Consider the following 12,066-nt stretch of genomic DNA (forward strand, 5'->3'; position numbering starts at 1 on the left):
GCTTTGATTTTCATGTAGAAGCAAGAAAAATCTCCCAAGAATGGAGGAAGATTGTGAGTCAAGGAAAGATTATCAAAGTTTCTGGTCCTCTGGTGCTGGCATCAGGGATGCAGGAAGCGAATATTCAGGATATCTGCCGGGTTGGCGATTTGGGGCTGATCGGTGAAATTATTGAAATGCGGCGGGACCAAGCCTCTATTCAGGTTTATGAAGAAACTTCTGGCTTGGGGCCGGGAGAGCCGGTCATCACGACTGGAAGCCCTCTGTCTGTTGAACTGGGACCAGGTCTGATTTCCCAGATGTTTGACGGAATTCAGCGGCCTTTGGAGCGTTTCCAAAACATCACGAAGAGTGACTTCCTCGTCCGTGGTGTCCAACTGCCAAATCTAGATCGAGAGGCTAAGTGGGATTTTGTTCCAGGTCTGTCTGTCGGAGATGCGGTTGAGTCCGGCGATATTCTGGGAACGGTGCAGGAGACCAATCTGGTGGAGCACCGCATCATGGTGCCAGTTGGAGTCAGTGGACGTTTGACCAATATCTCAGCTGGCAGTTTCACTGTTGAAGAGACTGTTTACGAGATTGAGCAGGCGGATGGTTCTGTCTTTAAAGGGACTCTCATGCAAAAATGGCCAGTCCGTCGCGGGCGCCCTTTTGCTCAGAAGCTGATTCCAGTTGAGCCTTTGGTGACTGGTCAGCGGGTCATCGATACCTTCTTCCCAGTAACCAAGGGCGGAGCAGCAGCCGTACCAGGACCTTTCGGGGCTGGTAAGACTGTCGTCCAGCACCAGGTGGCCAAGTTTGCCAATGTTGACATCGTTATCTATGTCGGCTGCGGTGAGCGTGGCAATGAGATGACCGACGTACTTAATGAATTTCCAGAACTAATTGACCCAGCAACTGGCCAGTCCATCATGCAGCGGACGGTGCTGATTGCCAACACTTCCAATATGCCGGTGGCAGCCCGGGAAGCATCGATTTACACAGGGATTACGATCGCAGAATACTTCCGTGACATGGGCTACTCCGTGGCCATCATGGCGGACTCTACCTCTCGCTGGGCAGAAGCCCTGCGGGAAATGTCTGGCCGTCTGGAAGAAATGCCGGGTGACGAAGGCTATCCTGCCTATCTCGGCAGCCGGATTGCTGAGTATTACGAGCGGGCTGGCCGGGTCAAAACGCTCGGTTCGACTGCGCGTGAAGGCTCTATTACTGCTATTGGGGCTGTATCACCTCCGGGTGGAGATATTTCTGAGCCGGTGACGCAAAATACCCTGCGGATTGTCAAGGTTTTCTGGGGCTTGGATGCCCAGCTGGCTCAACGCCGGCATTTCCCAGCTATCAACTGGCTGAGCTCTTACTCGCTCTACCTAGACGAAGTGGGAGCCTATATCGACCAGCATGAGAAGATTGCTTGGGCTGAGAAAGTCACCAAGGCCATGAATATCCTGCAAAAGGAAAGCGAACTGCAGGAAATCGTGCGTTTGGTTGGCTTGGATTCCTTGTCTGAAAAGGACCGGCTGACCATGAATGCAGCCAAGATGATTCGCGAGGACTACCTGCAGCAGAATGCCTTTGATGATGTGGACACCTATACTTCTTTCAAAAAACAGGTAGCTTTATTGAGCAATATCCTGACTTTCGATGCGGAGGCCAATCGTGCCTTGGAGCTGGGAGCTTATTTCCGGGAAATCATGGAAGGAACGGTGGAGCTGCGTGACCGAATTGCCCGCAGCAAGTTTATCCATGAAGACCAGTTGGAAAAAATTCAAGCCCTCAGTCAGACTATCGAGGAAACCCTGCACCAGATTCTTGCCCAAGGAGGACTAGACAATGAGCGTCATTAAAGAATACCGCACCGTTAGTGAAGTTGTCGGCCCTCTGATGATTGTCGACCAAGTCGCTGGCGTGCATTTCAATGAATTGGTAGAAATCCAGCTGCATGATGGCAGCAAGCGTCAGGGCCAGGTTCTGGAAGTCCAAGAAGACAAGGCTATGGTCCAGCTTTTTGAGGGATCAAGCGGTATCAATCTGGAAAAAGCTAAGGTCCGCTTTACGGGCCGTCCGCTAGAGCTGCCAGTGTCAGAAGACATGGTAGGCCGGATTTTCAATGGCATGGGCAAGCCAATTGATGGCGGCCCAGCTATCTTGCCAGAAAAATATCTGGATATTGACGGTCAAGCCATCAATCCAGTAGCTCGCGACTATCCGGATGAGTTTATCCAGACCGGTATTTCAGCCATCGACCACCTCAATACCTTGGTTCGGGGACAAAAATTGCCAGTATTTTCTGGCTCTGGTCTGCCCCACAAGGAATTAGCTGCTCAAATCGCCCGTCAGGCTACCGTGCTTAACTCTGACGAAAACTTCGCCGTGGTCTTTGCGGCCATGGGGATTACCTTTGAAGAAGCCGAGTTTTTCATGAATGACCTCCGGGAGACGGGAGCCATTGACCGCTCGGTGCTCTTTATCAATCTAGCTAATGACCCAGCTATCGAGCGGATTGCAACGCCGCGGATTGCCCTGACAGCAGCCGAGTACCTGGCTTATGAAAAGGACATGCACGTTCTGGTCATCATGACTGACATGACCAACTACTGTGAGGCCCTGCGGGAAGTTTCCGCAGCTCGTCGTGAAGTGCCGGGCCGCCGTGGGTATCCGGGTTACCTCTATACTAACCTATCCACCCTTTATGAGCGGGCTGGACGTCTGGTCGGCAAGAAAGGCTCTGTGACGCAGATTCCGATCCTGTCCATGCCAGAGGATGACATTACCCATCCGATTCCAGACTTGACAGGTTATATTACGGAAGGTCAGATTATCCTTTCGCGCGACCTTTACAACAGTGGCTATCGTCCGCCTATCAATGTCCTGCCATCTCTGTCCCGTCTCAAGGACAAGGGTTCAGGTGAGGGCAAGACTAGGGGAGACCATGCCGCAACTATGAACCAATTATTCGCCGCCTATGCGCAAGGCAAGCAGGCCAAGGAGCTGGCTGTCGTTCTGGGGGAATCCGCCCTGTCCGAAACGGACAAGCTCTATGTACGCTTTACCGACCGCTTCGAGCAGGAATACATCAATCAAGGTTTCCAGACCAATCGAACCATTGAGGAAAGCTTGGATCTAGGCTGGGAACTCCTGTCCATCTTACCTAGAACGGAGCTTAAGCGGATCAAGGACGATATGATTGACCAATACCTGCCGCAGACCAAGGAGGAAGAAAGATGACACGACTCAATGTCAAGCCGACTCGGATGGAGCTGAATAACTTAAAAGCCCGTCTCAAAACGGCTGTCCGTGGGCATAAACTGCTCAAGGATAAGCGGGATGAGCTGATGCGGCGCTTCATTGAGTCTGTCCGTGAGAACAATCAGCTCCGCCAAAAGGTCGAATCCGCTCTGGTTGGCCACCTGCAGGACTTTGTCATGGCCAAGGCGCTGGAGAGCGACCTCATGGTCGAGGAGATTTTTGCTGTGCCCACGCGGGAGGTCAATCTGCATGTGGAGACTGAGAATATCATGAGTGTGCGCGTGCCCAAGATGTACGCCCATATTGACAATCCGCATACTGATGACGAGGGAGACGTGGTTTATAGCTATGTGGCGTCTAACAGCCAGATGGATGAAACCATTGAAAGTATGAGCGATCTGCTTCCTGACCTGCTGCGACTGGCTGAAATTGAGAAAAGCTGTCAGCTTATGGCGGATGAAATCGAGAAAACCCGCCGTCGGGTCAACGGACTAGAATATGCTACCATCCCTGACCTCAAAGAAACCATCTACTACATCGAGATGAAGCTGGAAGAAGCCGAACGGGCCAGCCTCGTCCGAATGATGAAGGTGAAGTAAGATACCAAGACCGTTAAGAGCTCACAGCAAAAATAGGAAAATAGACGAAGAAGCGATAGCTTCTAGGGATTTTCTCTTTTTTGCCAAGAGCTTAGGTCGGGTTTAGTTTATCAGAGTAGAAAAAATTCAAATAAGCCCAAAAGAAAAACAGAACCTCTCTAAACGAGGTTCTTTTGCTTGTTGCCTGTTTTTATATGTTACAAAAAAATCTCCATATTACAAAGGGCGGACAGTTTTGTTAAATAGGTCGAAAAAGCCTTTTTTCTTAGAAGATTTATGGTAAGATGGTTTTCGTATCATGAATGATTAGGAAGGTGCATTTTGCATATGAAAATGAATAAGAAATTACTTTTGGCTTCAACTGTTGCTTTGTCAGCATTGCCTTTGTTGACAACGCGAGCTGAGGAGCAGCCACAAAACTGGACTGCCAGAACAGTTGAGCAAATTAAAGCGGATATTACGAGCAATGAAAATCAACAAACGTACACTGTTCAATATGGAGACACTTTAGGCAACATCGCTCAAGCGATGAACATTGACCTTGTTGACTTGGCTAAAATCAACCAAATTGCCAATGCTGACTTGATTTTCCCAGGTACTGTTTTGACTATTACAACAAATGGGCACAACGAAATTACCTCTGTAGAAATCCAAAGCTACCAAGCAGGCAATAATGCAGGTTTGGTAACGGAAGATTATACAGCAAGTGAGATTTTTGGTACTGAACAAGCCGCTCCAGCGGCACCGGCTCAAGCAGCAGAAACTCCAGCTCCGGCTGTTGAGGAAGCTGTTGCAGCTCCAGCAGATCAAGCACCAGCGCCTGCTGAAGAAGCTCCTGCCCCAGTAGCAGAAGTTGCAAGTGAAGCAGCCCCAGCTGCGGAAGCAAATGCAGCCGCTCCTGTAGAAGCAGCGCCACAGCCGGCAGTAGCTACAAGTCCAGAAGCACCAGCAGAGGCGGCTCCAGAAGCTACTGAATTAGGCCAAGACCAAGTCAGTCAAGCAACTGCTGCAGTTGAACCTACAACTTACAACGCTCCAGCTGTAACAGACGCTGCTAGCGTGACAACTAACAATCCTGCTAATGAGGGTCTTCAGCCACAGACTGCTGCTCTGAAAGAAGAGATAGCAGCTAAATATGGCATTACAGAATTTAGTCTCTACCGCCCAGGTGATAGTGGTGACCATGGTAAAGGCTTGGCGGCTGACTTTATCGTTGGTGAGAATACTGAATTAGGAAACCAAGTCGCAGCCGATGTTACTTCTAACATGACTGAAAGAGGAATCTCTTACGTTATCTGGCAGCAACAGTTCTATGCACCATTTGAAAGCATTTATGGACCAGCTAATACTTGGAACCAAATGCCAGACCGTGGTAGCGTAACTGAAAACCACTATGACCACGTTCACGTATCTATGAATGAATAAGATGAAAACAAGCCCAGAAATGGGCTTTTTCTGATATTCTCTGTGAAAAAGCGAGAATTTTCTGATAAATTTTGGTATAATAAAGCGAACTACAGATAAAGGATGAGTGAGAATGACCTTAGTTTATCAATCAACACGCGACGAAAAGAATAGAGTAACAGCTAGTCAGGCGATTCTGCAAGGATTGGCGACAGATGGTGGGCTCTTTACGCCCATTACCTATCCGCAGGTCGATTTGGACTTTGCCAAGCTCAAAGATGCTTCTTATCAGGAAGTAGCCAAGCTGGTTTTGTCTGCTTTCTTGGATGATTTTTCTGAAGCGGAGCTGGACCACTGTATCAACCATGCCTATGACAGCAAGTTTGATGATGCAGCCATTGCTCCCTTGGTCAAGCTGGATGGTCAGTACAATCTAGAGCTTTTCCACGGAGCGACCATTGCCTTCAAGGATATGGCTTTGTCTATCCTGCCTCACTTGATGACAACTGCAGCTAAAAAGCACGGTTTGGAAAACAAAATTGTCATTTTGACGGCGACTTCTGGCGACACAGGAAAGGCTGCTATGGCAGGCTTTGCGGATGTTCCAGGAACTGAAATCATCGTCTTTTACCCGAAAGACGGTGTCAGCAAGGTCCAAGAGCTGCAAATGACGACGCAGACAGGTGCTAATACGCGTGTGGTGGCTATTGATGGCAACTTTGACGATGCCCAGACCAATGTTAAGCACATGTTCAATGACACAGACCTACGGGCTCGTCTTCTGGAGCATAAGCTGCAGTTTTCATCTGCTAATTCCATGAATATCGGCCGTTTGGTGCCTCAGATTGTCTACTATGTCTATGCCTATGCTCAGCTGGTGAAGACGGGAGAAATCACAGCAGGAGACAAGGTCAACTTTACCGTTCCGACAGGGAACTTTGGTAATATTTTGGCGGCCTACTATGCCAAGCAAATCGGTCTGCCAGTTGGCAAGCTGATCTGTGCATCTAATGAAAACAATGTCCTGACTGACTTCTTCAAGACCCACGTTTATGACAAGAAGCGGAGCTTCAAGGTGACATCTAGTCCATCCATGGATATTCTGGTTTCCTCTAACTTGGAGCGTTTGATTTTCCATCTATCTGGTAACAGCTCTGAGAAAACAGCTGCTTTGATGGTGGCTCTGAATGAGCATGGACAATATGAACTGACGGACTTTGATGCTGAGATTTTAGAACTTTTTGCGGCTGACTATGCGACAGAAGAAGAAACAGCTGCTGAAATCAAGCGGGTCTATCAAGCATCTGACTACATCGAAGACCCTCACACAGCTGTTGCGTCTGCTGTCTATCAAAAATATCTTGCAGAGACTGGCGATCAGCGCAAGACGGTTATCGCATCTACCGCTAGTCCATATAAATTCCCAGTCGTGGCTGTTGAGGCTGTGACTGGTCAAACAGGACTCAGTGACTTCGAGGCTTTGGACCAACTGCACGAACTTTCTGGTGTAGCCCTTCCACCAGCTGTGGATGGTTTAGAAACAGCCCCAGTGCGTCATAAAACGACGGTCGCTGCAGATCAAATGCAGGCAGCGGTTGAGGATTATTTGGGGTTGTAAAAAACAAAAACATCAGCTTATTCATTGGCTGATGTTTTATAATCTATTTCAATACAATCAACTGCTTCCCAGCTAGGCTGTAACTGTCAGCTAGCGGTGCGATTGGTTTTTGGGCATCAATGGCTGGGTATTGGAGGTGTAGCTTCTGCTTGTTTTTGTTTTCGTAGACAGCCTCTTGGTTGCCAAAGTTGATGACGATTGTCATACTTTCTTTGCTGTCTTGAATCTTGTACTCCAATAAACTGTCTGATAGCCAGTTGACCTGACAGGCTTGCTTGATGGCGGTGCTGGTCTTTAGATGCAGCAGCGGATGTGCCCTGCGAAAGGCAATCAGCTGTTTAACAAAAGCAATGTCCTCTGTGTAATGCAGGGAGCGCAGCCAGTCTAGTTTATTGATTTCGTCAGGCATATTGTAGGTGTTGTCAATCAGATTTTTAGTCCGGAAAAATTCCTGACCGCTGTGGATAAAGGGCACACCTTGGGCCAGCAGTACGAGGTGGAGGGCCAGCCGCGAATTGGCCAGCCGATCCCGCAGGGTGATAGCAGGATTGACGATATCAAAGTAATCAAAAACTGTTGCATTATCATGGCACTCGATATAATTAATGGCCTGCTGGGGCGCTGTGAAGTGGGGCTCGCCTTTTAGACCGATATTGGCTGTCAGGACATTCTCAAGCTGACTGGCAGGAGTCTTGCTCTCGATTTGCCGGCCTTGGGCGATGGTCTGCTTGAGACTGTCACGGAAATGGTCGCTGAAAAATCCATAATCTGGCAGTTGGGCAGCATTGTACTGATGAGCCAATCGCTCACTTGCCAGTCCAGTGTCCATCTGCCAGCCTTCACCGTAGAGATAGATGTTAGGATAGAGCGTCTTGAGTTCGTCGGCTATCTGCTGCATGGTTTGGGTATCTAAAATCCCCATTAGATCAAAGCGGAAACCATCAAAGCCATAGAGACTGACCCATTGCTTGACCGATTGCTTGATATAGCGGCGGACCATGGCCTTCTCACTGGCTACATCATTACCACAGAAGGTTCCGTTGGTCCGGTAGCCCATGTCATTGAGTCGGAAAAAATAGCCGGGCACGATTTTTTCAAAAGCATAGCTGTTGGCATCATAGACATGATTGTAGACCACATCCATGATGACGCTGATATCAGCATTGTGGTAGGCAGTAATGGCTGCCTGCAGCTCTAAGATACGGGCATAGGGGTCTCGTGGGTCGCTGGCAAAACTGCCGTCTGGGACATTGTACTGGACAGGATCATAGCCCCAGTTGTAGACGAGCTCAGGATGCTTTTCATCAACGCTGCCAAAATCGTAGACAGGCAGAAGCTGCACGTGGCTGATACCTAGCTCTTTCAGATAGTCCAGACCAAACTTCTGACCGTGAACGACTGGAGATTCGCTCAGCGAGGCAAACTTCCCAGGATAGGAGAAACCAGCTTCTTTCTGCATAGAGAAATCGCGGACGCTCATTTCATAAATGACGGCTTCTGTCGGATCCAGCTGTGTTTTTGCTCGTTTGATAGGCTTTTTAATCTTGTCTAGATCGATGACATAGCTGTTTCCCGAATTGACATCTGAGGATAGGGCGTAGGGATCATGGACTTCAATCCACTTGCCATTGATCTTATGGAGATAAGAATAAGAGGCTCCCTCTAAATCTCCTTCAATCCGAGTATGCCAGACTCCCTTATCCAGACGTTTGAGATGGTGAACTTGGTCTTTCAGATGCAGGAGGACTTTTTCGGAAATAGGTGCCCAGAGTTTGAAATCGGTGGCTTGGGGACTGTATTGAGCTCCTAAATCGTCGCCTGCATAATCAAAAATCTCATCGAAAATAGGCTTTTTCACGATATGGCGGTACTGCAGGTCAGTATGGTTGCGATCTTGGTCATAGACCTTGTAGGATTGCGTCAGGTCAATGGGCTCATTAGCCGACACGGTATAGATAATCCGCTCTTCCTGATTGTTGATGTTTTTGATGGTTAAGGGGCTGGAGCTGTGCTTGTCTTCCAGTGTAAAGTGGATGGAGTAGGCTTCAAAGCTCTTTTCCAGTTCGATGGTGATGATATTTTCGTCATCTAAATAGGCTTGAAAAATACGAAAGGCCATGTTTTTCCTCTTTCTTTGTCGGTTTCTCTTCGGTTAATTGTTTTGAGTTTAGGGATCTGCTCTGGTTGGGACAAGGCCGATATGTGAATCGTTGATGAATGAGCAAAAGCATTCGGATTAGCGAGTGCTGATGCTATGCGGAATCAGCTGGCGATAGCAGATTTGCTTGTCTTCTTTATTGTCCTTGATGATTTGGAAGAGGGTCCGGAAAGACTCTTTACCAAGCTCGAGGGCATTGATATCGATATAGGCATCCACATCAATGCGCGGTTTGATAGAATCAAAGGTGATAATGGGAATCTGGTAGTCCTGATCTTTGAGATAGTGCAGGGCTCCTTCTGCTACCAGCGTATCAGATGTCACAATAGCTTCAATCTCATCCAACGGCAGCTCCTCCATAATCTTGTAACTGTTGTCTTCCAGAAGGAAACCGAAAGCAAATTTGATAATGCGATCATCCAAAGGCCGGTCTGCTTCATTCAGAGCTTGCTTGTAGCCTGTGTAACGATCTTGAGAAACGACCAACTCCTTATTCCCGGCCAGAAATGCGATTTTTCGATAGCCCTTGTCTAAGAAATATCTGGTCGCGTCATAGCCAGCCTTGATATTGTCATTGTCCACCAGAGAGATGAAAGGTGAGACAGCTTTCCCTAGGATAAGGAAGGGGAAGTTGTTTCTGACTGCAAAGTCGACCAAAGGATCGTCCTGCTTAGAATAAAGGAAGATCAGTCCGTCTACTCGCTTTCCTAAAATCATCTGCTTCATATTTTCCAAGCGGTGCTCTTCATCTTGCCCGGTGCTGATCTGGATGGCATAGTCATAGTCAGAAGCAATCTGAGAAATCCCCCGCAACACAGTTGGGAAAAAAGGGTTTTGATAGAAGACATCTGAGTCGTCCGGCAGGACCAAGCCGATGACCTGGCTGGACTGGCTGACCAGACTTCTGGCATTGAGGTTGGGATGATAGTCCAGCTCCTTCATAGCAGCACGGACCCGTTTTTTAGTTTCTTCACTGATGGTTGATTTATTTTGCACGACGCGGGTCACGGTAGAGGGTGATACGCCTGCTAGTTTTGCGACTTCTTTGATAGTAACTCGCATAAAAACCTCCTAAAGGCCTGCATTTGCTGGAAATCCTTACGATAACATGAACTATTTTAAATCTACTAGTAGAAGCACTTGCTTTCTAAGAGTCATGCAAACCTGTGCCAAAAATAGCCATCGTAGCCAGTGATTTTGCTTAACTATTGTGGTCAAAAAAGCAAGTATGAAGCAGTTTCTCCGCAAACGCAAACGTTTTCTGTTTGTAAGAACATTTTAACACAAAAAGAGAACGCTTGCAAGAAGAGAAAAACGGTAAACAATTGGGGCAGTAGGAGAGTCCTAAAAGAGCATTATATCCATTAACCAATAAATTGAAAAAAATCTCAAAAACCCCTTGCACTAAAAAAAAAAATAGGTTATAATCAAGTCGACGCAAACGTTTGCATTAAGTAAAAATGAAAAGGCGTAGAGGAAAAATAACGAGGTGACAAAATGAAAAAACGTCAAAGCGGCGTGCTCATGCACATTTCATCCCTTCCGGGCAAGTACGGTATCGGATCTTTTGGCCAAAGTGCTTATGATTTTGTAGACTTCTTGGTTCGCACCAAGCAGCGCTATTGGCAGATTTTGCCACTGGGAACGACCAGTTATGGTGACTCTCCTTATCAGTCTTTCTCTGCTTTTGCGGGAAATACCTACTTTATCGATTTTGATATTCTGATAGAAGAAGGTTTGCTGGATGAGGCAGATGTCAAGGGAGCTGATTTTGGAGATGATCCTAGAAAAGTGGATTATGCAAAGATTTTCGATGCTCGCCGTCCAATCATGGAAAAAGCAGTAGCTCGCTTCTTGAAAGCAGCTGATCTGTCTGACTATGAGAGCTTTGTGGAGCAAAATGCAGCTTGGCTGGAAGTTTTCGCTGAGTACATGGCTATCAAGGAACATTTTGATAATCTAGCTTGGACAGAGTGGCCGGATGAGGCCATCCGCCGCCGTGAGGCTGCTAGCCTCGCTTCTTATCGTGAGAAGCTGGCTGACAAGCTGACCTATCATCGTGTGACCCAGTATCTCTTCTTTAAGCAGTGGTTAAGATTAAAAGCCTATGCTAATGAACACCACATCGAGATTGTCGGAGATATGCCAATCTATGTGGCAGCTGACAGTGCTGATGTGTGGGCACAGCCGCACTTCTTTAAGACAGATGCTGTTGGCAAGCCAACTTGTGTGGCAGGCTGCCCGCCAGATGAATTTTCAGAAACTGGCCAGCTTTGGGGCAATCCTATCTATGACTGGGAAGCTATGGATAAGGATGGCTATGCTTGGTGGATTGAACGCCTGCGTGAAAGCTTCAAGATTTACGACATTGTCCGTATTGACCACTTCCGCGGCTTTGAGTCTTACTGGGAAGTACCTGCTGGCTCAGAAACATCTGCTTCTGGTAAGTGGGTCAAAGGTCCAGACTACAAGCTTTTTGCAGCGGTTAAGGAAGCCTTGGGTGATTTGAATATCATCGCAGAAGACCTAGGCTTTATGACGGACGAAGTGATCGAGCTGCGCGAGCGCACTGGTTTCCCAGGAATGAAGATCTTGCAATTCGCCTTCAATCCTGATGATGAAAGCATCGATAGCCCGCATCTGGCGCCAAACAACTCAGTCATGTATACCGGAACCCATGATAACAATACTGTTTTGGGTTGGTACAAGGATGAGATTGACGACGCTACTCGCCAGTACATGGCTCAGTACACCAACCGTAAGGAGTACGAAACAGTACCTCATGCAATGCTGCGCACAATCTTTGCTTCAGTCAGCTTTATGGCCATTGCGACCATGCAAGACCTGCTGGAATTAGATAGTGCAGCACGGATGAACTATCCATCCACAATTGGTGGCAACTGGACTTGGCGGATGACAGCTGAAGAGCTGAATCCAATCGTCGAAGGTGAGCTTTATAGCTTGACTAAGACTTACCGTCGTATGAATACCGATTTAATTAACAAATAAAGAACAGCTAACTAGACTTGAAAGGAGTAATC

General features: G+C 47.6%; 8 protein-coding genes. 6 read left to right on the forward strand and 2 right to left on the reverse strand.

Annotation, left to right across the window (positions count from 1 at the left end):
* Positions 1-53 precede the first annotated feature (53 nt).
* The 5 genes from RSK81_RS00520 to thrC all read left to right on the forward strand — a co-directional run bounded on the left by RSK81_RS00520 (position 54) and on the right by thrC (position 6,867).
* Complete coding sequence (locus tag RSK81_RS00520) at positions 54-1,844, forward strand: V-type ATP synthase subunit A (RefSeq protein ID WP_032909468.1); 1,791 nt, start codon at positions 54-56, stop codon at positions 1,842-1,844.
* Positions 1,831-3,225 (forward strand): V-type ATP synthase subunit B, encoded by a 1,395-nt coding sequence (locus tag RSK81_RS00525; protein ID WP_002902006.1) that lies wholly within the window; start codon positions 1,831-1,833, stop codon positions 3,223-3,225. Before RSK81_RS00520 ends, RSK81_RS00525 begins: the two co-directional genes overlap by 14 nt.
* A complete protein-coding gene (locus RSK81_RS00530) occupies positions 3,222-3,845 on the forward strand; it encodes a V-type ATP synthase subunit D (RefSeq protein ID WP_002902008.1) in 624 nt (207 codons plus the stop codon). Before RSK81_RS00525 ends, RSK81_RS00530 begins: the two co-directional genes overlap by 4 nt.
* A 327-nt stretch (positions 3,846-4,172) precedes the next feature.
* On the forward strand, positions 4,173-5,270 hold the full coding sequence (locus RSK81_RS00535) for a LysM peptidoglycan-binding domain-containing protein (protein WP_002911409.1): 1,098 nt from the start codon (positions 4,173-4,175) through the stop codon (positions 5,268-5,270).
* A 112-nt stretch (positions 5,271-5,382) separates the two neighbouring features.
* Positions 5,383-6,867: a threonine synthase gene (gene thrC, locus RSK81_RS00540; RefSeq protein ID WP_002911412.1), complete on the forward strand. Its 1,485-nt coding sequence runs from the start codon at positions 5,383-5,385 to the stop codon at positions 6,865-6,867.
* Positions 6,868-6,910: 43 nt separating this feature from the next.
* On the opposite strand, the gene pulA is transcribed toward thrC, so the two are convergent.
* Both pulA and RSK81_RS00550 read right to left on the reverse strand, forming a co-directional pair.
* Complete coding sequence (pulA, locus tag RSK81_RS00545) at positions 6,911-8,986, reverse strand: type I pullulanase (protein ID WP_002911414.1); 2,076 nt, start codon at positions 8,984-8,986, stop codon at positions 6,911-6,913.
* A 117-nt stretch (positions 8,987-9,103) separates the two neighbouring features.
* Positions 9,104-10,087 (reverse strand): LacI family DNA-binding transcriptional regulator, encoded by a 984-nt coding sequence (locus tag RSK81_RS00550; protein WP_002905582.1) that lies wholly within the window; start codon positions 10,085-10,087, stop codon positions 9,104-9,106.
* 435 nt (positions 10,088-10,522) lie between these two features.
* Between RSK81_RS00550 and malQ the strand changes: the two genes are divergently transcribed.
* Entirely contained in the window at positions 10,523-12,034 is a 1,512-nt protein-coding gene (gene malQ, locus RSK81_RS00555) for a 4-alpha-glucanotransferase (RefSeq protein WP_315687029.1), read from the forward strand.
* The last annotated feature ends 32 nt before the right edge of the window (positions 12,035-12,066 follow it).

Source organism: Streptococcus sp. DTU_2020_1000888_1_SI_GRL_NUU_041A (assembly GCF_032387735.1).
Classification (GTDB): Bacteria; Bacillota; Bacilli; order Lactobacillales; family Streptococcaceae; genus Streptococcus; species Streptococcus sanguinis.

What these genes read in the sequence shown, in the direction of transcription:
- pulA (WP_002911414.1), bottom strand. Translation starts at nt 8,986, where the DNA reads ATGGCCTTTCGTATTTTTCAAGCCTATTTAGATGACGAAAATATCATC.
- RSK81_RS00535 (WP_002911409.1), top strand. Translation starts at nt 4,173, where the DNA reads ATGAAAATGAATAAGAAATTACTTTTGGCTTCAACTGTTGCTTTGTCA.
- malQ (WP_315687029.1), top strand. Translation starts at nt 10,523, where the DNA reads ATGAAAAAACGTCAAAGCGGCGTGCTCATGCACATTTCATCCCTTCCG.
- RSK81_RS00525 (WP_002902006.1), top strand. Translation starts at nt 1,831, where the DNA reads ATGAGCGTCATTAAAGAATACCGCACCGTTAGTGAAGTTGTCGGCCCT.
- RSK81_RS00530 (WP_002902008.1), top strand. Translation starts at nt 3,222, where the DNA reads ATGACACGACTCAATGTCAAGCCGACTCGGATGGAGCTGAATAACTTA.
- thrC (WP_002911412.1), top strand. Translation starts at nt 5,383, where the DNA reads ATGACCTTAGTTTATCAATCAACACGCGACGAAAAGAATAGAGTAACA.
- RSK81_RS00550 (WP_002905582.1), bottom strand. Translation starts at nt 10,087, where the DNA reads ATGCGAGTTACTATCAAAGAAGTCGCAAAACTAGCAGGCGTATCACCC.